This is a genomic window from Ruegeria sp. AM5, assembly GCF_056540645.1.
This window is the reverse complement of record NZ_JBQFXC010000007.1, coordinates 24,720-48,227: the sequence shown is the minus strand read 5'-3', so window position 1 is coordinate 48,227 and position 23,508 is coordinate 24,720. Positions and strand designations below refer to the sequence as shown.

The following is a 23,508-nucleotide window of genomic DNA, read 5'->3' as shown; positions in this document are numbered from 1 at the left end:
ACTATGGGAGCCGACGATTGCCTTCGAGATATGCGGACATTTACCCCTCGGAACCTTTACTAAACAGCGATGCGATCGAGCGGCCTTCGGCTGCAGGGTTGATGTCCGTTCGGTATTTCCGGGCTGAGCCGGATCAGATGCCCGAGGATGTTTTCAAAGAGCATCACGTGCTTCTCAATCTCCAGACCACTCCGCACAGAGTTCAGAACTGGAGGGATGGTGAGTTGCGGGATTTCATGTTTCACAAGGATGAAATCATCGTCACTCCGGCTGGTATGCGATCGGGTTGGCAGTGGTACGCGACGTCTGATGTCATCGTTATCACGCTGGACCCGGCTAAGGTTGAACGCTTTGCTCAGTCCGAGCTGGGCATGCTGCTTGACCCGCAGCAATTTCGGGATTTGCCGCAGTTCTCGGACCCTGATCTGTGCACGGCTGGCGTTATACTGCGCGACGCATTGGAATCGACCGACATGTCTTCAGTCGTGATGTTCGAAGCCATGAGCCGCGTATTCCTAGTGAAACTGCTCCAGAAATATGGAAAACGCCGGATCGAAGATGTTCAGTTGTCATCCCGCTTCACATCCCGGCATTACCAGCGCGTTTTGACCTTTGTACAGAACCGGCTGGATCAGACCATAACCGTTGAGCAACTCGCGACCGAGGCGGGAATGAGCCCTTCGCACTTCGCACGCATGTTCAAAGAGACGTTGGGCACGACCCCGATGCAATATGTCATGGCCTACCGAATTGAACAGGCGATGAAGATGATGCAGGACCAGCAGCGTCCTCTGGGTGATATCGCTTTGGAATGTGGCTTTTCCGATCAGGCTCATTTCACGCGCAGCTTTAAACAGGTGGTGGGACAAACCCCCAAGGCTTATCGCGCGGCCAACATGGCTTGATGCAGGATCATTCAAAAACACAGCAGTCCGGTGCAATCAAGTGAACCTCCGGCAACGTATCTCTTTCGTCATCGGGCTTGCGCCCATCCAGACAGACTTTGGGAGATATCGCGATGAAAACCCTCGCTCTGAATACCGCTGCGGCTTTAATGGCCTCGACAGCTGCCGTCGCACAGGTCGAAACCCGCATTGTCACCTTTGAGAATGAAGGTGCCACCCTATCCGGCACACTGTACCTACCCGAAGAACGCGGCGATGCACCTTTGCCAACGGTCGTGGTCACAGGGGCCTGGACCTCGGTACAAGAACAGATGCCGGCGAACTATGCCCGGGAAATGGCCGAACGCGGATTTGCCGCCTTCACCTTCGATTTCCGAGGCTGGGGTAAATCCGGCGATCTGCCGAACCAAGCGCGCTTTGTCGAAAGCCCCGAAGCCAAGACCTCGGACATCAAGGCAGCGATCGAATTCATAGCGACCCTGCCAGAAGTGGACGCCGAGCACATCAATGGGCTGGGTATCTGCGCCTCAGCGGGTTATATGGTCGATGCCGTCTCGGGCAACCCGCTGGTTCAGCGACTTGGTTTGGTTGCTCCCTGGCTGCAGAACGCCGAAATTGTTGAGGCCGTCTACGGCGGCGCAGAAGGTGTTGCCGGCTTGCTTCAAGTCTCTCGGGCTGCCGAAGCCGCCGGGGGCCAGATCATTCCTGCCGCGGGTCCAGAAGGTGCCGAAGGCGTGCTGATGCCGATCGGTGGCTACTACTATGAGGCTGACCGTGGGGCGATCCCGGAATATGATGACAAATGGAACAATGCAGGCTGGGAAGGCTGGCTGACCTACCATTCCGCCGACAACCCACAGCGGCTGGATAAACCGCTGACCATTGTTCACTCTGAAAGCGCAGCGATCCCGCAGGGCGTGCAGACCTTCCTTGCCGGATTTGCCGGTGACGCGACTGCGCAGTGGCTCGAGGATGTCACGCAGTTCGATTTTTACGACAACCCCGAGGACGTGACACGGGCGGCCGACGCCGTTGCCGACCACTTCCGCGCCGGATTGGATAATTGATCCTGCTGATCAGGCGTCGGGCCTCGCTATCCGACGCCTCATTCCCTTGGAGACCCCGATGAACCGAAAACTTCAACTAGCACTCGCGGTCGCGACCGTTATGGGAGGCAATGCAATGGCCGATACCCCCGAAGACAATATGAAAGTGGTTCAGAACTTTTTTGCGGCTTACGGCTCGAACGACCTTGATGGAATCGCCGCAGTCATGGACGAGGACGTACAATGGCACATTCCCGGCCGCCATCCGCTGAGCGGCACCAAAAACGGTCGGGATGAAGTTTTGGCCTTCTTCGCCCAGTTGGGCGCAGCTGGGTTTCAGGCTGACCCGATCTACTTTGGCGCGGATGAAACCCATGTTGTAGATATTCACCGAGGCTGGTCCAACGCCGAAGGTAAGCCGAATGTCGATACCATCTGGGCTCTGGTCTACCGGATCGAGAACGGCAAGATCGTCGAGGCCACCAATCTCAGTGCCGATCAGGATGCGGCGAATACGTTTTTTTGGTCGCAATACACCTTAGCGCCCGTGCCTGAACGCTTGGCTAATGAATGAAGCAGGCGCAGCAATGTACGTTGCATTTTCCAACTCTGACAAAGGACCCGGATATGAAACGATCCCTCATCGCCATGCTCGCCGCCATAACAATGATTGGAGGCCCTGCATTGGCCGATCAAACCGACATCACCCGCACCCTAACGGATATCGCTGCAGGCGCAGACCGGCATGATTGGACCCGTGTAAGGGATGCCTTCGCCGATCACGTCACCATTGACTACACCAGCCTTTGGGGTGGAGACCCGGCAACCCAACCCGCTGACGAACTTGTTGCGGGCTGGGCCGCCTTCCTGCCCGGGTTCGACAGCACGCATCACATGGTGACCAACCACGCAATCACCTCAGTTTCAGAAACCGCCGCGACGGCGCAGGCTGATTTCACCGCTACCCACCGGCTTGACGATGGCCTATGGGTATTGGGCGGCCGTTATGACTATGTGCTGGAAAAAACAGGTGACCGCTGGGTTGTAACAGCGATGACAATGACCGCTCATTGGGAAACCGGCGACCGTGGTCTCGTCGCCCTCGCCGGTGAACGCGGGGCCGGGGCCAACTGACATCAGTTAACGCTGCATCGTTGCGCGCCGGCTGCCTTGCCAGAGCGATGTTGGCAATCTCACTATTAGGCTTTGCTTTCGGTTAACTGACGAAAATTCAAAGGAAACCTCATGACCGAACAACGTATCGCACTTGTGACCGGAGCCAATCGAGGCATCGGCAAAGAAGTCGCCCTACAACTGGCCCGCGATCATGGATTATTTGTTTTGGTAGCATCGCGCGACCCGCAAAAGGGACAAGCCACGACCGAAGAGATTGGGCATGGAGCTAAGGCCTTGCAACTGGACGTGTCCGATCAGAGCTCGGTCAACGCTGCCTTTGATAAGATCAACTCCGAATACGGATATCTCGACATACTGGTAAACAATGCAGGCGTTGACTACGACACGGATCAGCACGCGCTCAGCGCCGACCTGGTGCGCGTGCGTCGTGCTTTCGAGACCAACTTCTTCGGAGCCTGGGCAACAACCATTTCGGCCGTTCCCTTACTTCAAAATGGTCATGATGCCCGGATTGTAAACGTGTCTTCCGGCTCAGGAGCGCTGACAGGCATGTCTTCCAGCACTCCCGGATATGGCATCTCGAAAACAGCGCTCAATGCACTGACCATCAAGACTGCGGCTGATTTGAAACCCGAAGGCATCCTTGTTAACGCAGTGTGCCCCGGCTGGGTCGCCACTGACATGGGCGGGGGTGGTCGCCCGGTTCCCGAAGGGGCTAAGGGCGTCGTGTGGGCTGCAACACTGCCCGTAAACGGTCCAACAGGTGGTTTCTTTCGGGATGGGGTGCAAATTGATTGGTAGGATTTATCCCGGCGCCATGAAATCGATCAGTTTCCTGACACGCTCGGGCAACAGGCGACGGCTGGGATAAACCGCATACATGTCTCGAGTCAGCGGGACAGTATTCTCAACTTCCAGTCGTCGCAGATCGCCCTCCACCATATCCTTCGGCAACATCGCTATCCCCAGATTACGACGAGCGGCCTGTGCGATGACATCAAGGTCGCCAATATTATGGGCTATGTGGGCTGGATTCACCGTCTCTCCCGTTTCCAGTACCCAGAGTTGACCCGCTATCAGCGCAGGAAGAGTCTGGAACTTCGGTCGCGTCAAAGGTCCCGAAAGCCCGTGCTCTCGAATGAAGCCCTGCCCTGCGCAAAAACAATATGGAACTGACCATAACCGCTTGGCAACAAGACCGGAGTCCGCAAGCGGACCGACCCGAAAGGCGAGGTCGATATTGTCCGCGAAAAAATCCAGCATGATGTTAGTCGTCGTCAGTTCAAGCTGGACCTGAGGATTTTGTTCGGCGAAATCCACCAGCTTTGGCCCAATCGTTGTACGAGCTGCCAAGGGTGGGGCCGTAATGCGGATCGTGTGGTGCCGCGTGTCATCGGTAAAACCCGCAACACGCTGAAGCGCTTCAATCGGATCCTGACAACGATCCAGAAGACGGCGCCCCTCTTCGGTCAGGCGCACCTGCCTTGTCGTGCGCTCGAATAGCTTAGCGCCCAGATGATCCTCTAACTTGGCAATCCTGCGGCTAATCCTGCTAAGCGGAATACCCAGCCGATCTGCAGCTTTGGAAAAGCTGAGGTGGTGGGCGACAACAGTAAACAGGCCAAGGTCGTTGTAGATCATAATTCTATTTATGTGATAATACTTTCTGAATTCAACTATTATCACGAAATGGCGTCACCGATATCTTCTGCGAAACAATAGGAGATGCATGATGCCGTATGCGATAGAAATCACCCAAACTGGCGGGCCCGAAGTTCTGCGAAGCGTTGACCAAGCTGTCGCACAGCCCGGTGCCAGAGAAATCCTGATCCGTAATCATGCCGGGGCGGTAAATTTTATCGATACGATTATTCGCCGTGGCGAAATGCCAGAGTGCATGATGCCAGACCTGCCCCATGTACCCGGCGTTGAAGGTGCCGGAATCGTCGAAGCGACGGGTGAAGATGTCGTTGGTTTCGCAGTGGGTGATCGCGTCGCATGGATGGGGCCGATTGGTGCGGGCGGCTATGGTACGCATTCCGTAATAGGTGCACCTTATGTAACCAAAATTGCCGATACCATCGCCTTTGAAACCGCAGCAGCAATCCCGGTCAACGCAATGACGGCCTATCACATGCTGGTCAATCTGGGCGGTGCGGCAGCCGGAAGATCCGTACTTGTGCATGCGGCTGCAGGCGGTGTGGGCACGATGGCCCTCCACATCGCCAAGCATCTGGGCATGACTGTGATCGCTTCGGTCAGCACTGAAAAGGTCGGATACGCCCAGGCGCAAGGAGCAGATTTTGTCATCGACTATCGTACTCAGGACGTGGCCACGCTGGTGTCAGAGATCACAAGTGGGCGCGGTGTTGATCTGACGTTGAATCCGGTTTCCGGTGACTCCTTGAAATCAGACCTTGATGCGCTGGCTCCCCTTGGAACGGCTGTGCTCTTCGGATTCCTTGCCGGGCCGCCAGCTGGCGATTTTGCCGAGGATCTGGCGAAACACTTCCAGAAATCTGTCTCAGTGCGGATCAGCGATATTTACACGTATTTTTCCAACCGACCAACTGCATTCGGCGCGGACATGACCAAGGTATTCAAGCTGTTGGAAACTGGCATTCTGCGTCCTCAGATCACCGCATACCCGATCGCCAAGGCTGCAGAAGCGCATCGCCGCCTAGAGGCGGGCGAAACCACCGGCAAATTGGTGCTCAGCATCGATTGACTCATTTAACAGAAACGACAAGCAAGGAACCAAAGCAATGAATTCGGTTTTCGAAACGGCCCTCATTGGCAAACACGTTGTTATCATTGGCGGCAGCAGCGGCATGGGTAAGGCCACCGCAAAGCTGGCGGTGGCGCTTGGTGCGAAAGTCACCATCGCCAGCCGGAGTCTCGCCAAGCTGGAGGCAGCAGCGGCAGACATCGGAGGCGGAGTTCAGATCGCACCGGTCGATACCACCAACGAAACTGGCATGAAGTCCTGGGCCAGCGGCCTTGAAAAAGTAGATCATCTGGTCATCTCTGCCTCAAGCGCAGCGCGTGGGGCCTTCGCCGAATTGCCAACCACTGACCTGCGCGCGATGTTCGAGGCTAAATTTATCGGGCCCTATGTGGCGGCGCGTGAAGTCTTGCCTGTCTTGACTGAAGGCGGCTCCATCACCTTCTTTTCTGGCGTCCTCAGCCGCCGACCCTCTGCCGGTGCAACGGGTCTTGGGGCCGTGAACGCGGCGGTCGAAGCCCTGTCCAAGGGGTTGGCATCGGAGCTATCAAACCGTGCGCGTGTGAACTGCATCAGCCCTGGAATGGTTGCGACCGAGGCTTACGCGGCAATGTCGAATGAGGCTCGCGAGGCCATGTTCGCTCAGGTTGGTAACAGCCTGCCCGTCGGACGCATTGGTGAGGCAGAGGACATCGCCCAAGCTGTGATAATGGCAATGACAAATGGCTATCTCACAGGCGCTGTGCTGGATGTGGATGGAGGTCACCTGGTGCGTGGCTGAATGGCCAATGCGGATTGGCCTGATCCAATCAGGGCTCTTCCGCGTGATATAGGCCTAGCTGATGGCGACGCTTGTGAAAGGTCGCCACTCTTTCGACAATCTCGTCGCTGGCCACTGCAATGACGAAGGACAAAAGCGTTTCGAGCAATGCGATAGTACTTACTGATGACGGGAAGAATTGCGGCGTATCCGCCGAGATGACGAACCCGTGTTGTGCATTGCGCAGAACAGGGCTGGCTGGGCTGTCAGAAAGACCGACCACCGTCATGCCCTGCTCTCGGGCAACTTGCACCGCCTCGACCACTTCATTCCGATAAGGTTTGCAGGTCATCGCAATTAGCACATCGCGTTTGTCCGCCCATGCCAGATCGTCAATCGGATTTGATCCGGCGCGCGGGATAGCATGAAACTGCACCATGCCCGTCGAGGCCAGATAAACAAAGTTTCGCGCATTCGAATTGTTCACACCAACGCCCAGCACGAACACGTTACGCGAATTCCAGATATCTTCAGCGGCGGCTTTCAGCTGTTCGGACGAGATATTGGCAAACGTCTCCTCGACATTGCGCAGGGCGTCCTGAACCATATCCGCATAAAGCCCGCCCATATTGCCGGACTTACGAATATCCTGCAGCCAACGCGCGCGCTCCGGGAAATCGGCCTGCCCGCGCCTGATCGCCTCGCGGAAGGGAACCCGGAAATCTTCGTAGCCTTCGAACCCCACCTGCCGCGCCATTCGGACAATGGTATTGGGTTTCACATTGGCGGCTTCAGCAATTTCGCGTACAGTCGATACGCCCACGTCGCGCGGGTTCTCAAGCACATAGGTCGCAGCCTTGCGTGCCTCGGGTGTCAACTGAGACAGTTCTTCCGCCAGCCGTTCCAAAACTAAATTTGATACATCTGTCCCATTCATGATTGACGATGGTATTTTTGTTTGCATACGGTGTCGAGACCAAATCGACTCAGGGGGTCGGACCGATGTCTTTCAGCTCACTCCCGCGCTTGATTGAGGTCACCGTAAGTGCATCGACGGAGTTTGCCGCATGGCCCAATCCGAGACAATGAAGGCGATGGTCACCATGGGGCACGGTGATCTGGATCAGATGATCTGGCACGAAAACTGGCCCTGTCCCACTCCCAAACCGGGCGAAGTTCTGATCAAGGTCGGTGCCTGTGGCCTGAACAATACCGACGTAAACACTAGGTCCGGCTGGTATTCTAAAACAGTCAGCGATGCGACCACCGGTGGCGCGTTTGAAGAGGTCGGCACTGATGACCCAACCTGGGGCGGAGCGCCACTGGCCTTTCCGCGCATTCAAGGGGCGGATGTCTGTGGGCAGATCGTTGGAGTTGGAGACGGCGTGGATCCAAACCGCTTGGGCGAGCGTGTGATAACCGATTGCTGGTTGCGCGATCCGACCGATCCGGTGAACAAGGACAAAACCGGCTACTTCGGATCAGAGCGAGATGGCGGCTTTGCTGAATACACAACGATCCCGGCCGTCAATGCGATAGCCATCCAATCAACACTTTCAGATGCTGAGCTGGCAACCTTCTCCTGTTCCTACTCAACCGCCGAAGGTATGCTGACCCGCGCCAAGGTCACTGCGGCTGACACTGTTCTTGTTCCGGGCGCATCTGGCGGCGTCGGTGGCGCTCTGGTTCAACTGGCCAAGCGCCGAAATGCGCGGGTCATCGCGATGGCGTCGGAGGTTAAGCACGACGACGTGGCCCTCTTGGGTCCAGATGTCATCCTTTCCCGCGCCCCCGATGATTTGCGCAAATCGTTGGGAGACGAAAAGATCACGGTCGTTGCCGACGTGGTGGGCGGGTCATACTGGCCGCAGCTTATCAGCATTCTTGAACGCGGCGGACGCTATACCTGCTCGGGCGCCATCGCGGGCCCTATGGTCGAGTTCGATTTGCGGACGTTCTACTTGCGCGATCTGACCTTTACAGGCTCGACCGTCATCGACCCCGAAGTAATGCAAAATCTTGTACGTTATATCGAAGCGGGCGAAGTAAAACCGGCCCTGGCCGCAACCTACCCTCTAAGCCAATTGCATGAGGCACAAACCGCCTTCATCGCGAAGAAACACACCGGAAACATCGTGGTGATCCCATGACGTTGGATGATGTTTTATTGGCTGCCAGGCGATTGCATCAGAACCACCCGGATTTGGCGGGTTTTGGGGGTTGGCCAACAGATTTATTCAGAACGGACTTACAACCCGCACAAATTCCGGCAACCCGGCTTGTCAGCAAATTTGGTCTGAGCGGTACGCCCGAAACACAGGCATTGGTTACGGCTATTGCAGCAACTGCTGAGCAAGCGCACTGGAAACTGACCTATTCCGAATCCGAGGTCGGTGCGGATTTCTTGTCTCGATACGGGTATTACGAACTGTTCGGACCCAGCGGGCATTTCCATTCGACCCAACTACGCGGTTATGTCGCCTATTGGGGCGCAGGTCTGCAGTATGACTGGCACAGCCATCAGGCTGAAGAGCTATACCTGACGCTCGCTGGAAAAGCCTGTTTTAAGGTTGAAGGGTATGCACAGCTTGTCGGGCCGGGCCAGACCCGCCAGCATGAAAGTTGGCAAAGTCACGCCATGACGACAAGCGATCATTCAATCCTAACCTTTGTCTTGTGGCGGGGCGATGGAATGGATGATCTACCTCGGATGGATGCCGCATGACATACTGCGTCGAGGTGAAACCAAAATGAAAATTACCGGGATTTCTGTCTTTCAAATCGACCTGCCATTGGAGCATCCATACTGGCTGTCAGGCGGGCGATTGAAGTTTGAGAAGCTGGATGCGACTCTGGTCAAGATTGAAACCGACAAAGGGCTTGTTGGTTGGGGCGAAGGTACGCCCTGGGGGCATACCTATGTACCCGCGCACGGCCCCGGCATACGGGCCGGGATCGAGACGATGGCACCGTTTGTTCTTGGCCTCGACCCGCGGCGAGTTCTGGATGTTGAACGCGCGATGGATCAGGCCTTACCCGGGCATCTCTACGCCAAAAGCCCGATTGACATGGCGTGCTGGGACATAGCCGGTCAGGTTGCTGGTCTTCCGATTGCTGATCTGATGGGGGGAGGGTCGCGTACGCCGCGCCCAATCGCATCCTCCGTAGGAGCCAAGACAATCGAAGAAACCCGCGCAGTCATCGAACGATACCGGCAGCGCGGCTATATCGCCCATTCCGTCAAAATCGGCGGCGATGTGGCCCGTGATATCGCCCGAATCCGTGACATGGAAAGCCTGCGCAATCCCGAAGACATCATCCTCTATGACGTCAATCGCGGCTGGTCGCGGCAGCAAGCATTACGCGTGATGAGTGCGGTCGAAGACCTCAATGTCATGATCGAACAGCCTTGCGAAACACTGGATGACATTGCCGCGATCTCAGGCAAACATGCTTCGCCTGTTTCCGTTGATGAAAGCCTTGTGACCCTTCAGGACGCGACGCGCATAGCCCGCGATGGCATTGCCGAAATATTCGGCATCAAGCTCAACCGGGTCGGCGGGCTGACCAAGGCGGCCCGAATGCGCGATGTCGCGCTGGCGCATGGGATTGACATGTTTGTAATGGCAACCGGTGGTTCTGTGCTGGCGGATACCGAAGCGCTGCATCTGGCGGCGACAATTCCGGATGCGAATTGCCATGCTGTCTGGGCCTGTCAGGACATGATCACCGTCGATATCGCCGGTGGGCGTGGGCCGAGAAACGTGGATGGCCACCTGCATCTACCCGAAACACCGGGGCTTGGCGTTCACCCAGATGAAGATGCGTTGGGTGATCCTGTGGCGATCTACCGGTAACGATACGCGCCTCTTGTGCAAGTTCGATGACGGTCATCTGCCGAGGTTGACCTTGCCGCTTCGCCATGGGAACGATGCGCGATGGCTTAGTCGAACAGGATAGCGCGATGAAGATCGAACCCTTTGGCGTCGAAATTTGGATGGATGAATGGGAAACCCGCTGCGCCTATAACCTTGCAGAGACTTGCGTCGAGAGCCTGAGTATTGCCGAGCTTTTGAAGCTTTCGGGCAAGAACTCGGATGATCTGTCTGAATTGCTTGGGATGAAGATGACCTATGGCGCGATCCGGGGCTCGGACCGGCTGCGCGATGCGATTTGTAACCTATATGACCAGCAAAAGCGTGAGAATGTCATCGTCACCCATGGCACCATCGGTGCCAACATGCTGGTCCACAAAACGCTGGTCGAGCGCGGCGACAAGGTGGTGGCCGTCGTGCCCACCTATCAGCAACACTATTCCATCCCGGCCAGCATCGGCGCGGAGGTGACGCAGATCCATTTACGGGCCGAGAACGCTTATTTGCCCGATCTTGAGGAGCTGCGCGCCGCCGTAACTCCGGGCACCAAACTGATTGCCATCAACAACCCCAACAACCCAACCGGTGCGGTGATGGATCGCGCGTTCCTGATTGAGATCGTCGAAATCGCACGCTCCGCTGAAGCATGGTTGCTGTGTGATGAAGTCTATCGCGGTACCGGGCAAGAAGGTTCGGGCATGACGGATGCGGTTGCGGATCTTTATGAGAAAGGCATTTCAACCGCGGGCATGTCCAAGGCGTTTTCGCTGGCAGGGCTGCGACTGGGTTGGATTGCGGCCAACCCAGAACTGATCGAAGCGGTTTCGATCCATCGGGACTATGACACGATCTCGGTCGGGATGATCGACGACCATTTCGCGGCGCTTGCGCTGGAAAACCACGACAAGATTCTGGCGCGCAGCCACGCCATTACGCGCGGCAACCTCGCCATGCTGGAAGAATGGGTCGAAAGCGAGCCCAAAATCAGTTGGGTCAAACCCAAGGCCGGAACAACCGCGCTGTTGCACTACAACTTCGACATGCCCTCGCGCGAGTTCTGCGTGAAACTGCTGCAGGAAACCGGCGTGATGTTCACACCGGGCTCTGCCTTGGGTCTCGAAGGCTGTGTTCGGATCGGTTACGCCAATACTCCGTCGATCATTCGCGAAGGGCTGGAAAAAGTTTCCACCTTCCTTGCGAAGCTCGACTAGCGCCTCATCGACTGACCGTTGTGGAACAGATGCACCTTTTCGGGTGCCGCCGTGACCGAGACGGTTTTTCCTCGCAGATTGCGCTGAACACCAGGTAGTTTTGCAATCACGGCCTCCCGTCCATCCGGGACTGCAAAGTAAAGCAGCGTGACCTCACCCAAAGCTTCGGTGAAATCCACCAAGCCGGAATAAATTGGTGTTTCATCAGTGATGTTTAAGTCCTCAGGCCGGACACCGATATTGACCTTTTTGCCTTCGTCAGCGGCATCCGTCGGGATTGATGAGATTGCCACGCCGCCATCATCCAGCGTGACGGTTGTTGCCTCTCCTGTCGCGGTAATAGTCCCGGGCAGCAGGTTCATTGCTGGTGAGCCGATGAACTGCGCGACAAACTCGTTATCTGGCGTCTCATAGAGTTCCAGCGGCGTGCCAACCTGCGCAACTCCCTTATTGGCCAAAACCACAATGCGGCTGGCGAGTGTCATCGCCTCGACCTGATCGTGGGTGACGTAAATCATCGTGCTGTCGGGCATCGCCTCTTTCAGGCGTGCAATCTCGATCCGCGTCGCCACGCGCAGGGCAGCGTCGAGGTTCGAAAGCGGCTCGTCGAACAAATATACTTTGGGGTCGCGCACGATGGCACGACCGATGGCAACGCGCTGGCGTTGTCCACCAGACAATGCCTTGGGCAGGCGATCCAGCAGGGGTTCAAGCTGTAGAATCTGGGCCGCGCGCTCCACGGCGGCATCAACCTCAGCGCTCGGCATCTTCGCGATCTTGAGCGCGAAGGCCATGTTTTCGCGCACCGTCATATGCGGGTAAAGCGCATAGGACTGGAACACCATCGCGATGCCGCGTTGCGCAGGTGGCACATCGTTCACCACCTGCCCTTCGATCTCAAGCGTACCGCCAGTGATCTTTTCAAGGCCCGCGATCATCCTCAGCAAAGTGGATTTTCCGCAACCTGACGGACCGACAAAGACAATCAGTTCGCCTTGCTCGATCTCGAGATCGATATGTTTCAGAACATCGACAGGACCATAGGATTTGGCCACATCCGTAAGCTTGAGTTCCGACATGGTTTACCTCTTTTCCCGAGCCAATAGACAGAATTGAGCGGCATCCAGCGTCACGTTGCTTTCCCCGCGAACGCCGCCCAACTCCTCCCCGATCACTTGCCAGTCACCTTCTGGCAGGGTCACGCCAACCGAACAGTCACCCAGATTGAAGGCGCAGAAGACCTGCTCGGCTTCATCCTCTCGGGTGAAGGTCAATACCGAACCGATTTGTGACATCCCTGTCTGCGCGCCGGACATCAGCGCTGAGTGCGCATGACGCAATGCAATCGCATGGCGGTAGTGGTGCAGCATCGACGCTGGATCTTTTTCCAACCGATCCACCGCCCGCTCGGCCTGCGCAGCGCTGACTGGCAACCAGGGACGGCTCGTGCTGAACCCGGATTGTTCGTCCTGTGCGGCCCAGACCATCGGAGTACGGCAGCCATCGCGACCTTTGAATTCAGGCCAGAATTCAATGCCATAGGGGTCTTGCAAATCTTCGAACGCAACATCTGCCTCGGGCAGGCCCAGTTCCTCACCCTGATAAAGACAGGCTGAGCCACGCAGGCACATCATGAGAACGGCGTGCTGCCGGACAGCTGCATCGTCCAACCCCCAACGCGAAGCATGGCGTTGCACGTCGTGGTTTGAGAAGGCCCAGCATGGCCATGCATCACCCGCCTTGTCCTCAAGCTGGTCAAAAACCTGCTTTGCGTAAGCTGCCGTCAAAGCCCGCTTTTCGAGGAACTCGAAAGCATAACACATGTGCATCCGTTTATCGCCGCTGGTGTATTCGCCCATAATCTCAAGCCCGCGCTGCGCGTCGCCGACCTCACCCAGACATGCGCGGCCCTCGTATTCATCGGTCAGGGCGCGCAGACGTTCTAAGAAGGCGATATTCTCGGGCTGACTTTTGGAATAGAGGTGATCCTGATGGTTATACGGGTTCACCATCGGCGCAATTGAAGAGTTCCTTTGATCCATCGGCAGACCAGGATTGTCACGTAGCTGGGCGTCGTGGAAATAGAAATTGATGGTGTCCAGACGGAAGCCGTCGACCCCCATTTCCAGCCAGAAGCGCGCCACATCCAACAGGGCATCCTGGACATCCTTGCAATGGAAGTTCAAATCTGGCTGCGAAGTCAGGAAGTTGTGCAGATAATACTGCAAACGCCGCGCATCCCACTGCCAAGCCGAACCGCCAAAAATCGATAACCAGTTATTCGGAGGTGTCCCGTCGGGCTTGGGATCGGCCCAGACATACCAATCGGATTTCGGATTATCTCGGCTGGTGCGGCTTTCACCAAACCACGGGTGCTGATCTGAGGTGTGGGATAGCACAAGATCGATCATCACCTTCAGCCCGTGTGCATGGGCCTCATCTAGCAACTCTTTGAAGTCCGCCATAGTACCGAACATCGGATCGACATCGCGGTAGTCGCTGACGTCATAGCCGAAATCCTTCATCGGAGATTTGAAGAACGGCGAAATCCAGATTGCATCAACCCCCAGCGAGGCGATGTAGCCTAGCCGCTGGGTGATACCCTTTAAGTCTCCGATCCCGTCACCGTTGCTGTCCTGAAAGCTGCGCGGATAGATCTGATAGATCACCCCGCCCCGCCACCAATCTGACGCCGACTTGGTTTTTTCGAATGCTGTCGCGTTGGTCTGCACGTTCATCACACGCCCTTATTTTACGGAACCGGCCAGCAAGCCGCGAACCAGATATTTCTGCATTGCAAAGAAGACTGCCAACGGCACCGCGATTGAGACAAACGCCGCCGTGGCCAAGATTTCCCAGTTACCGCCCCGCGTACCCAGCAGCTCGACGATACGGTTGGTCATTACCGTTGTCTGACCGCTGGCATCGATCAGGAAGACTTTGGCAACCAACAGATCGTTCCATGTCCAAAGGAACTGGAAGATCGCAAAGGATGCCAGTGCCGGAAAGCTAAGCGGCAGGATCAACTTGGTAAAAATCTGAAACTCGGTTGCGCCATCTACCCGGGCGTTCTCAATCAGGTCACGAGGCAGCCCGGCCATGTAGTTACGCAATAGGTAGATCGCCAATGGCATCCCGAACCCGGTATGGGCCATCCAGACCCCCAGGTATCCTTTGCCGATCCCGATATTGAGATGCAGTTTCAGCAACGGGATCAGCGCCAGCTGCAATGGCACCACCAATAGGCCAACCACCGCAGCGATCAGCAGGGCACGCCCCGGGAAATCCATCCATGCCAGCGCGTAAGCCGCAAATGCTGCGACAAGAATCGGGATAATCGTCGCTGGGATCGTCACCGTCAGGGTATTGAAGAACGCCTTGCCCATACTGTCGGAACTGCTTTCGTTGAACAGAACATGGGCATAGTTTTCCAAGGTGAATTCAGGCGGCAGAGTAGTCGTGACAAACACGCGAGGGCCGCGCTTGCCCGAAAACTCTTCTGCGTTTTCCATCCGATAGTCACCGTTGGCCTGAACCGTGATCGTCCCGCCACGACGAAGCTCAGCCGTTTCGCCCGGAGCAAAGGCATCAATCGCACGGGAATTCACACCCCATCGCGAAATGTCCGAGGCCCGATCACCATCGAAGATATTGCCTTCGATCACATAGAGACCATCCTGCAGAACCTGCGTTTCCGGCGCAGCCGCGCGCAGAGTCAGGTTCTGTTCCGACGGGAAGAGCGCCCGCCACCAGCCGCTGCTGGAAATCTGGTCCGCCGTTCTGAATGACGAGATCAACAAACCGAGTGTTGGGAAAACCCAAAGCACCACAAGCAGCACGACCGAGGCGTGAACGACCCATCTAAGGGCTGGGCGGGTTCCTGCAATATCGCTCATAACCCCGTCCTCCTACTGCATTTCTTTGCGCGCATTGCGCACGTTCCAGATCAGGATCGGCGTCACCAGCAACATGATCACCATGGCCGATGCCGATCCCACGCCCCAGTCATTGGCGCGGAACATCTTGTCGTACATGTAATTGGCCAGAACCTGCGTCTCCCACTGGCCGTTGGTCATCGCAAAAACGATGTCAAAGACCTTGAGGACCACGATGGTGATGGTGGTCCAGACCACCATGATCGTGGTTTTGATCTGCGGCACTTTGATCTTGAAGAAAATCTGGAACGGATTGGCCCCGTCCAGAATGGCGGCCTCGATGGTCTCTTCGGGGATGCCGCGCAGCGCGGCGGACAGAATGACCATGGCAAAGCCGGTTTGTATCCAGACCAGCACGATCATCAAGAAGAAATTGTTCCAGAAAGGCAGGGTCAGCCAGGTGTGCGTTTCGGTTCCACCAAAGAAGATGTAGATCGCGTTCAGGACGCCGATCTGATCCTGATCGGCCGGACGTGCATCATAGACCAGTTTCCAGATTACCGAGGCGCCAACGAAAGAAATCGCCATCGGCATAAAGATCAGCGACTTGGCGACGTTACCCCAGCGGATGCGATCCGTTAGCTGCGCCACGAGCAGGCCAAATGCGGTGGACATGGCAGGTACAACAATCAGCCAAAGCATGTTGTTGCGCATCGCCTCCCAGAATTTCGGCTCGGCTACCATCTGGGTATAGTTGTCAAAACCCGCCCATTCATATCCACCACCGGCGACCCGATCAGTCAGCGATAGGCGCAGCGTCTCAAACACCGGATAGGCAAGATAGACCCCAAGGGCGAGGATCGCGGGAAGCAGAAACAGCCAGGGCCGGATCATATTCGCGCGGTTGATATTGCGACCCGCGTTCGGTCCACGCGCAGGGAACAGGACTTTATCCAGAAATTGGTTGGACAGGTAGAAATAGCCCACGCATCCCGACACACCGATTACGATTGTCAGCAGGCCCTGAATTGCCGGATTCATGGCGTCCTCTCCCTTGCTAGGGTTTCGGGCAACCTGATTGAAAGGTTGCCCGAAGGTTCAGCGGATTACTTGATTGCGTCCCAAGATGACTGGATTTCGCCGGTGACTTCTTCGGCGGATTTCCCGCCAGTATAGTCAACCATGCCGGTCCAGAACGTACCCGCACCCACGGCGCCCGGCATTAGGTCCGAGCCGTCGAAGCGGAAGGTGGTCGCGCCCAGTAGAATGTCACCCAGACCGCGCAGAGTATCATCCTTATAGGCTTCGGTGTTCACGCCCTTATGCGGGGTCAGGAATCCGGTTTGTGCCATCATGACTTCATGTGCAATCGGCTGCTTGAGGAACTCCATGAACGCGCTGGTCGCGTCCGATGGATTGCTTACCGCCATCAGAGTACCGCCACCCAGAACCGGGTTACCCAAGTCCTTGTCTGCGAAAGACGGCATGTAAAAGAAATCTGCATCCAGGCCGAACTCGACATCTTCGGGGAAGAAGGCCGGAACAAAGGACGCTTGACGGTGCATGTAGCACTGGGGCGGCGATGAGAACATGCCTTTGGGGCTGTCGCGGAAGTCAGTCGAGGCGACAGCATCTGACCCACCCGAGACCTTGGCGTCATCACGCGCGAACCAGCCAAACTCTTCGATTGCGGCGATAACGCGCGGATCATCAAACGGAATCTCGTTTGTCACCCACTGGTCGTAAACCTCGGGCGGCTGAGTCCGCAGCATCATGTCTTCAACCCAGTCGGTCGCGGGCCAACCGGTGGCGGCACCCGATCCCAGGCCAATGCACCACGGGGTTTCGCCATCGGCGACGATCTGCTCGGTCAGGGCCTTCAGTTCTTCCATGCTCGTCGGCACTTCGTATCCGGCATCCTCGAAGTTTTCCGGGTTATACCAGACCAGAGACTTGACGTTCACATTGTAGAAGAAGCCATACATCTGGTCATTGCCGTCGGCGTCTTTGTAAGTGCCAAGATCAACCCAGGAATCGCCAGCCGCATAATTGTCACCAACCCAGGCCGCCATATCTTCACCCAGCGGTGTCAGCTGCCCTTTGGATGCCATGATCGCCGCCAGTCCTGGCTGCGGGAAGACCGCGATATTGGGGGCTGATCCTGCCTCGGCATCGATAACGATCTGCTGCTCGAAACTGTCGGAACCGGTATAGATCACATCTGCGCCAGTCGCCTCTTCGAAATAGGCAATCATGTTGTTGAAGTAACCGTCTTCTGGGGTCAGCCACGGACCAAAAATCGTGACCGTCTGACCGCTCAGATCCGGGGCGCTTTCGGCCCAGGCATTATAGCTGTCCCAGTTGAACGGCCCCTCGCCCGGCGCGAAGACCAAATCTTGTGCTTGTACCGACCCGGCCAGCAGAGCGATCGCCGCCGCACCCGAATAAAGTGCGTGTCTCATGAGTTCTCCTCCCAATATTTTCGGCGCAAACGAGATTCGTTTTCAAAGCGCTTTGGATGCCGTACTTTATCCGCTAACATTCAGACCCTGTCAATATCTCGCCTGCTAACCCCTAAAAAACTGCCATTCTAAGGCATTCTCTCGAAACATGTTGACTGAGCCAGGTTTTCACAACAAAACAAATGGGAATCAATTTGAAGGCGCTTTGAGTGAAATGAACCTAAAGCAACTCTCTGAGATCCTCGACCTTTCACAAACAACCGTCAGCCGCGCGCTGAACGGTTACCCGGAGGTCAGCGAAGGGACGCGCATCCGGGTTCAGGCTGCCGCGAACAAGCATGGTTACCGCCCCAACAGCCGCGCCAAGGGGCTGGCGACAGGGCGGTCTATGGTCATCGGCCATGTGATTCCCACCTCGTCCCGGCACGAAATGGTCAATCCGATTTTCGGAGATTTTGTGGCAGGCGCAGCCAAAACCTATGCGGCGAACAATTATGACATGATGTTCACGCACGCGCCGGACACATCAATTGAAGAATCCTATCGCAGCCTGTTCAATCGGGGCGTCGTAGACGGCGTGGTCCTGCAAGGCCCCAAGGTACGAGAGCCGCGCATCTCGGTGTTATCGCGCCTCGGCGTACCCTTCATTGTTCATGGCCGGTCGACCTACGCCAAAGAGCCATATGATTGGATCGATGTGAACAATCAGCGTTCATTCGAACGCGCTACTCGGTTTTTGATCGATCTGGGCCATCGGCGCATCGCGTTAATCAACGGGCTCGAGGAAATGGATTTCGCGCGTCGGCGGAGGAACGGCTATCTGGCGGCGCTCAAAGAAACCGGGATGTCGCCTGATCCAAACCTGCTGCGCAGCGCTGAGATGACCGAGATTTATGGGCATCAGACAGCCTGCGACATGCTGAAGCTCGACGACCCGCCAACAGCAATTTTGGCCTCTTCGATTATCTCTGCGGTTGGAGTCCGGCGCGCACTGGAAGAAAGCGGCCTGAAAATGGGGCGCGATATCTCGGTGATCGCTCATGATGACGAGTTGTCATACATGCGCAATGGTATGGATGTTCCAATTTTCACCGCAACGCGCTCGTCGGTCAGACGCGCGGGCGGGGTGGCTGCCGAAATGCTGATCGAGCGGATCAACGCTCCGGATGACCCACCCAAAACGCGCTTGCTGGAGGCTGAACTTGTCGTCGGCAGCTCGACGGGGCCAGCCCCACAAAGGATGTGAGATGAAGTACAAACGCGCAGATTTCCCGCCAGATTTTCAGTTTGGCGTGGCGACGTCGGCCTATCAGATCGAGGGACACGCCAATGGGGGCGCAGGCAAGACCCATTGGGACAGTTTCGCCGCAACTCCAGGTAACGTCGCCAATGCGGAAAACGGAGATTTGGCCTGCGATCACTATAACCGGTTCGAACAGGATCTGGATCTGATCCGGGGCGCAGGCTTCGACTGTTACCGGTTTTCAACCAGTTGGGCGCGCGTGCTGCCCGAAGGGCGCGGACCGATCAATCAGCAAGGCTTGGATTTCTATGATCGCCTGACCGATGCGCTGCTTGAACGCGACATCAAACCCTGCACAACACTGTATCACTGGGAACTCCCGTCACCACTCGCCGATCTGGGCGGTTGGCGAAACCGGGATATCGCGAATTGGTTTGCAGACTTCACCGAGATCATCATGGGCCGCATAGGCGATCGGATGTTCAGCGTCGCACCTGTCAACGAGCCTTGGTGCGTAAGCTGGCTGAGCCATTTCGAAGGCCAACATGCCCCCGGCTTGCGCGACATCCGGGCGACCGCGCGCGCGATGCATCATGTATTGCTGGCCCATGGCCGCGCAATCGAAACTATGCGCGGTTTGGGCATGTCGAACCTTGGCGCAGTGTTCAACCTTGAATGGGCGGAACCTGCTGACGACAGCGATGAGGCACAGACTGCGGCCGCGCTTTACGACGGGATTTACAACCGCTTTTTCCTGGGCGGCGCATTCAAGAAATCCTACCCTCAGAATGTTCTGGAAGGATTGGAGCCGCATCTGCCGGACAAGTGGCAGGATGATTTCGACACGATAGCTGCACCTGTCGATTGGTGTGGGCTCAATTACTATACGCGCAAGTTGATAACGCGCGCAGATACGTCTTGGCCTTCTTTGACCGACGTCCCCGGCCCCTTGCCAAAAACGCAAATGGGGTGGGAGATTGATCCGGCAGCCCTGTCCCGTTTCCTGATCCGGACCGCGCAAGAGTATACTGGAAACCTGCCTATCTACGTGACCGAAAATGGCATGGCGAGCGCAGAACGTCAAAACGACGCTGACAGAATTGACTACTTGAACCAGCATCTTGCCGAAGTGTGTAAGGCCCTGGACCACGGCGTTCCGATCAAGGGATATTTCATCTGGTCCCTTCTCGACAATTACGAGTGGGCGCTGGGATATGAAAAACGGTTCGGGCTGGTCGATGTAGATTTTGAGACGCTGGAAAGAAGGCCAAAGGATTCCTACCGCGCGTTGCAGGCCGCATTGGTCCGGGATCAGTCTGGCTGACCGTCAAGCTTTGCTACTGCGGGCACACGCCGGTTCAGTTTGGCATCTTCAAATGTGGCGTTTGGCGTTCCACCGTAAGGTTCTGTGTGGCCGAGGATGACGTCAGCTCAACAAACAAGCGCTCGGCGCGCGCAAACCGTTCGAAATAGGTGAACTGGATTGAATTCACTAACGACGGCTCCTGACACTGCACCAGATAATCGGCCTGAAATTCGGTGTGATGCACGGCATTATCGCTGACTTGCCCCTCATCCTGAACGAAGACATCACCAACAAGCGCGACATTGGCCGTTGCAGTCACACACCCCGCTTCAGGCGGCACCTCAAAGATCTCAAGCGGTTTAGAAAGGTCCGAGATTGCGACGGCAACATCCGCCCTCTCATCTTCGTTCTCGGCAGTGTGCTCGAACCCAACAATATCTACGCCTGGCACTTCAAGCGTCAGGCTAAATCCGGTTTCAACGAATGAAATTGCCATATGACCCGCGCCATGAGTATGCGCTTCGATGGCGGTCTCTGCCTGCGCCATCAGCGCGGCTGGTATTAGCGCAAGAACAACGGCCGCGCGTTTCATTCTGTTCACCATTAACCAAACAAACCGTAGGGCATTTTAATACAATTGCGCCTCAGCGCAATGTTCGCCGGGTGCATCGGGCTCCCCAGATAAGGTTAGTCAGAAATGGGAATAATACCTGACAATAAAACTCAGGTTGACATTGCCGACTATTTCACTAAGAAATTGCCGCGTCCAGCCCCGCTGCGTCTGCCGGGGTCCGAATCCCGCTAAGAAAGAAAAGTGTTCCACATGACCAGATTGTTCAACGCGGCCAGTGCCCTGACCTTGTGTATCGCAAATACAGCTGTCGCCGAGGCCCCGTCCAAAGCCGATGTTCTGACCACATATTCCAATATCGCCGAAGCCAAATATGACGACAGTCTGATTGCAGCAAAGAAACTGCAAGCTGCCGTCAACGCCCTCATTGCTGACCCGTCCGATGCCACTCTGAACACAGCCCGTGCCGCATGGGTCGCCGCGCGCGTGCCGTATCAGCAGACCGAGGTTTATCGCTTTGGCAACGCCATCGTCGACGATTGGGAAGGCAAGGTGAACGCATGGCCTCTGGACGAGGGCATGATAGACTATGTGGATTCCTCCTACGGCGGCCCCAGCGATGAGAACGAGTTTGCCGCGCTGAACGTCATCGCCAACCCCAGCTTTGATCTGTCTGGCGAGACCATCGACGCCAGCGAAATTACCCCTGCCCTGCTGTCGGATACGCTGCACGAGGCTGACGGGATAGAGGCGAACGTCGCCACCGGCTATCACGCCATCGAATTCCTGCTGTGGGGTCAGGACCTGAACGGCCACGGCACGGGCGCAGGAAGTCGTCCTTATACCGATTATCTAGTTGGTGACGGCTGTACAGGTGGCAACTGCGATCGCCGCGCCCAGTATCTGAAAGCGGCAACTGATCTGCTGATCAGTGATCTGGAATGGATGACTGCCCAGTGGGCCGAAGATGGTGACGCACGTGCCGCTCTTGCCGCAAATGAAACTGCTGGCGTTAGTGCGATCCTAACCGGCATGGGTTCGCTGTCCTACGGCGAGCAGGCGGGTGAGCGTATGCGCCTCGGCCTGATGTTGAACGACCCCGAGGAAGAGCAGGACTGCTTCTCGGACAACACCCATAACAGCCATTACTATGACGGCCTGGGCATCCAGAATGTGTATTTGGGCAGCTATACCCGCATCGATGGCACGCCTGTTTCGGGTGCATCCCTATCGGATCTGGTGACCGCAGCCGATCCGACGCTTGATACAGAGATGAAAGCCAAGCTGGCCAACACCATGCTGGCGCTAGGCCGTATCAAATCAACCGCCGAAGCGGGTTTTGCGTATGACCAGATGCTGGAACGCGGCAATGAAGGTGGCGAAGCGCTGATTATGGGTGGCGTCAATGGACTGGTCGATCAGACCAAGACCATCGAACGCATCGTGACCGTGCTGGAGCTTGACCAGATCGATTTTGAAGGCTCGGACAGCCTGGATAACCCTGACGCGGTATTCCAATAGGTATCATGGCCGGGCGCATTTTTAGTGCTCTCGGCCTTTCTCAACATCGAGTGTGGCGTCTTGGCACTGGACGCGCCCACAATAACCTACTATTTCACTAGGAAATAGCATACCCCGACTGAGTCGCCATGATCGTTTGCCAATGCACCAACATCTCTGACCACGACATCCGAGCGGCGATCGATTGGATGCGCGCGGCAGACCCACAGACCATCATCACTCCCGGCAAGATCTATCATGCCCTTGGCAAGTCAGCGGATTGCGGCGGATGTATGCCGCTTTTCCTAGACACAATGCGCGCAGACGATAATCTTAAAGTCCCCATGCAGCTTCGGTCATTGCGATCCGAAGTATCACAGGAGAAAGCACATGAAGGGCGATCCCAAGGTCATAGAATACCTCAACAAATCACTGCGGCATGAACTGACGGCGGTCAGCCAGTACTGGCTACATTACCGCCTGCAAGAGGATTGGGGGCTTGGCCATATGGCCAAGAAAAGCCGTGAGGAATCCATCGAGGAAATGGGCCATGCAGACAAGCTGATCGAGCGGATCATCTTTCTGGAGGGCCACCCCAACCTGCAGAAACTTGACCCACTCCGCATCGGGCAGACCCCGAAAGAAACACTGGAATGCGATCTAGCCGCTGAACAAGACGCGCGGGCGCTTTATGTCGAAGCGCGGGAATACTGCCGCGAGGCCGGCGACTATGTGTCCATGGGCCTGTTCGAAGAATTAATCAGCGACGAAGAAGGACATATCGACTTCCTCGAAACGCAGCTCGACCTTTATGAAAGGATTGGCGAAGCCAATTATGCGCAACTTAACGCATCCAAGATGGACGAAGGCGAGTAAGCTTGCCCTTGCATCG

At 56.3% G+C, this 23,508-nt stretch carries 24 protein-coding genes; 16 read left to right on the top strand and 8 right to left on the bottom strand.

Annotated features, from left to right (window positions below; genetic code table 11):
- The first annotated feature begins 17 nt into the window (after positions 1–17).
- The 5 genes from ACR0AH_RS15980 to ACR0AH_RS15960 all read left to right on the top strand — a co-directional run bounded on the left by ACR0AH_RS15980 (position 18) and on the right by ACR0AH_RS15960 (position 3,889).
- Positions 18–905, top strand: a complete 888-nt coding sequence (locus tag ACR0AH_RS15980) for a helix-turn-helix transcriptional regulator (RefSeq protein WP_480592739.1) — start codon at positions 18–20, stop codon at positions 903–905.
- 113 nt (positions 906–1,018) lie between these two features.
- A complete protein-coding gene (locus ACR0AH_RS15975) occupies positions 1,019–1,972 on the top strand; it encodes an alpha/beta hydrolase (protein ID WP_480592737.1) in 954 nt (317 codons plus the stop codon).
- A 58-nt stretch (positions 1,973–2,030) separates the two neighbouring features.
- Positions 2,031–2,525 (top strand): nuclear transport factor 2 family protein, encoded by a 495-nt coding sequence (locus ACR0AH_RS15970; RefSeq protein ID WP_480592735.1) that lies wholly within the window; start codon positions 2,031–2,033, stop codon positions 2,523–2,525.
- Positions 2,526–2,578: 53 nt separating this feature from the next.
- Positions 2,579–3,085 (top strand): nuclear transport factor 2 family protein, encoded by a 507-nt coding sequence (locus ACR0AH_RS15965; protein ID WP_480592732.1) that lies wholly within the window; start codon positions 2,579–2,581, stop codon positions 3,083–3,085.
- A 111-nt stretch (positions 3,086–3,196) separates the two neighbouring features.
- Positions 3,197–3,889 (top strand): SDR family NAD(P)-dependent oxidoreductase, encoded by a 693-nt coding sequence (locus ACR0AH_RS15960; protein ID WP_480592730.1) that lies wholly within the window; start codon positions 3,197–3,199, stop codon positions 3,887–3,889.
- Positions 3,890–3,892: 3 nt separating this feature from the next.
- Here ACR0AH_RS15960 and ACR0AH_RS15955 read toward each other — a convergent pair whose 3' ends face one another.
- Positions 3,893–4,729, bottom strand: a complete 837-nt coding sequence (locus tag ACR0AH_RS15955) for a LysR family transcriptional regulator (RefSeq protein ID WP_480592728.1) — start codon at positions 4,727–4,729, stop codon at positions 3,893–3,895.
- Between the two features lie 91 nt (positions 4,730–4,820).
- Between ACR0AH_RS15955 and ACR0AH_RS15950 the strand changes: the two genes are divergently transcribed.
- Both ACR0AH_RS15950 and ACR0AH_RS15945 read left to right on the top strand, forming a co-directional pair.
- On the top strand, positions 4,821–5,816 hold the full coding sequence (locus ACR0AH_RS15950) for a quinone oxidoreductase family protein (protein WP_480592726.1): 996 nt from the start codon (positions 4,821–4,823) through the stop codon (positions 5,814–5,816).
- 37 nt (positions 5,817–5,853) lie between these two features.
- Positions 5,854–6,594, top strand: a complete 741-nt coding sequence (locus ACR0AH_RS15945; protein WP_480592723.1) for an SDR family oxidoreductase — start codon at positions 5,854–5,856, stop codon at positions 6,592–6,594.
- A 28-nt stretch (positions 6,595–6,622) separates the two neighbouring features.
- Here ACR0AH_RS15945 and ACR0AH_RS15940 read toward each other — a convergent pair whose 3' ends face one another.
- Complete coding sequence (locus ACR0AH_RS15940; RefSeq protein WP_170392553.1) at positions 6,623–7,510, bottom strand: MurR/RpiR family transcriptional regulator; 888 nt, start codon at positions 7,508–7,510, stop codon at positions 6,623–6,625.
- Between the two features lie 130 nt (positions 7,511–7,640).
- Here ACR0AH_RS15940 and ACR0AH_RS15935 point away from each other — a divergent pair, with 130 nt between their 5' ends.
- The 4 genes from ACR0AH_RS15935 (at position 7,641) to ACR0AH_RS15920 (ending at position 11,659) form a co-directional block, all read left to right on the top strand.
- A complete protein-coding gene (locus ACR0AH_RS15935; protein WP_480592720.1) occupies positions 7,641–8,723 on the top strand; it encodes an alcohol dehydrogenase family protein in 1,083 nt (360 codons plus the stop codon).
- The gene (locus ACR0AH_RS15930) at positions 8,720–9,298 is read left to right on the top strand and encodes a dimethylsulfonioproprionate lyase family protein (RefSeq protein ID WP_170646670.1); all 579 of its coding nucleotides are present in this window, start codon (positions 8,720–8,722) and stop codon (positions 9,296–9,298) included. The genes ACR0AH_RS15935 and ACR0AH_RS15930 overlap by 4 nt, the downstream gene beginning before the upstream one ends.
- 25 nt (positions 9,299–9,323) lie before the next feature.
- Complete coding sequence (locus ACR0AH_RS15925; protein WP_480592718.1) at positions 9,324–10,430, top strand: mandelate racemase/muconate lactonizing enzyme family protein; 1,107 nt, start codon at positions 9,324–9,326, stop codon at positions 10,428–10,430.
- Between the two features lie 107 nt (positions 10,431–10,537).
- A complete protein-coding gene (locus tag ACR0AH_RS15920; RefSeq protein ID WP_480592828.1) occupies positions 10,538–11,659 on the top strand; it encodes an aminotransferase in 1,122 nt (373 codons plus the stop codon).
- Here the strand turns inward: ACR0AH_RS15920 and ACR0AH_RS15915 are convergent.
- The 5 genes from ACR0AH_RS15915 to ACR0AH_RS15895 form a co-directional block, all read right to left on the bottom strand.
- Positions 11,656–12,738, bottom strand: coding sequence for an ABC transporter ATP-binding protein (locus ACR0AH_RS15915; protein ID WP_480592716.1), 1,083 nt, complete (start codon positions 12,736–12,738; stop codon positions 11,656–11,658). The genes ACR0AH_RS15920 and ACR0AH_RS15915 overlap by 4 nt on opposite strands.
- 3 nt (positions 12,739–12,741) lie before the next feature.
- Complete coding sequence (locus ACR0AH_RS15910; RefSeq protein WP_480592715.1) at positions 12,742–14,397, bottom strand: alpha-amylase family glycosyl hydrolase; 1,656 nt, start codon at positions 14,395–14,397, stop codon at positions 12,742–12,744.
- Positions 14,398–14,406: 9 nt separating this feature from the next.
- Complete coding sequence (locus tag ACR0AH_RS15905; RefSeq protein ID WP_170392558.1) at positions 14,407–15,555, bottom strand: carbohydrate ABC transporter permease; 1,149 nt, start codon at positions 15,553–15,555, stop codon at positions 14,407–14,409.
- Between the two features lie 12 nt (positions 15,556–15,567).
- Entirely contained in the window at positions 15,568–16,575 is a 1,008-nt protein-coding gene (locus ACR0AH_RS15900; RefSeq protein ID WP_170402173.1) for a carbohydrate ABC transporter permease, read from the bottom strand.
- Positions 16,576–16,640: 65 nt separating this feature from the next.
- Positions 16,641–17,996 carry an ABC transporter substrate-binding protein gene (locus tag ACR0AH_RS15895; protein WP_170512843.1) on the bottom strand — a complete coding sequence of 452 codons (1,356 nt, stop codon included), beginning with the start codon at positions 17,994–17,996 and terminating at the stop codon, positions 16,641–16,643.
- A gap of 214 nt (positions 17,997–18,210) precedes the next feature.
- Here ACR0AH_RS15895 and ACR0AH_RS15890 point away from each other — a divergent pair, with 214 nt between their 5' ends.
- Together ACR0AH_RS15890 and ACR0AH_RS15885 are read left to right on the top strand one after the other, a co-directional pair.
- A complete protein-coding gene (locus ACR0AH_RS15890) occupies positions 18,211–19,242 on the top strand; it encodes a LacI family DNA-binding transcriptional regulator (RefSeq protein ID WP_480592712.1) in 1,032 nt (343 codons plus the stop codon).
- Position 19,243: 1 nt separating this feature from the next.
- Positions 19,244–20,563, top strand: a complete 1,320-nt coding sequence (locus tag ACR0AH_RS15885) for a GH1 family beta-glucosidase (protein WP_480592709.1) — start codon at positions 19,244–19,246, stop codon at positions 20,561–20,563.
- Positions 20,564–20,597: 34 nt separating this feature from the next.
- Here ACR0AH_RS15885 and ACR0AH_RS15880 read toward each other — a convergent pair whose 3' ends face one another.
- Positions 20,598–21,137 carry a ZrgA family zinc uptake protein gene (locus ACR0AH_RS15880; RefSeq protein WP_480592707.1) on the bottom strand — a complete coding sequence of 180 codons (540 nt, stop codon included), beginning with the start codon at positions 21,135–21,137 and terminating at the stop codon, positions 20,598–20,600.
- A gap of 231 nt (positions 21,138–21,368) precedes the next feature.
- Here ACR0AH_RS15880 and ACR0AH_RS15875 point away from each other — a divergent pair, with 231 nt between their 5' ends.
- From ACR0AH_RS15875 to bfr, 3 genes are all read left to right on the top strand, one after another.
- Positions 21,369–22,637 carry an imelysin family protein gene (locus ACR0AH_RS15875; protein WP_480592705.1) on the top strand — a complete coding sequence of 423 codons (1,269 nt, stop codon included), beginning with the start codon at positions 21,369–21,371 and terminating at the stop codon, positions 22,635–22,637.
- A gap of 128 nt (positions 22,638–22,765) precedes the next feature.
- Positions 22,766–23,059 carry a (2Fe-2S)-binding protein gene (locus ACR0AH_RS15870; protein WP_170594320.1) on the top strand — a complete coding sequence of 98 codons (294 nt, stop codon included), beginning with the start codon at positions 22,766–22,768 and terminating at the stop codon, positions 23,057–23,059.
- Complete coding sequence (bfr, locus tag ACR0AH_RS15865) at positions 23,007–23,492, top strand: bacterioferritin (protein WP_170392566.1); 486 nt, start codon at positions 23,007–23,009, stop codon at positions 23,490–23,492. Before ACR0AH_RS15870 ends, bfr begins: the two co-directional genes overlap by 53 nt.
- Positions 23,493–23,508: the final 16 nt, after the last annotated feature.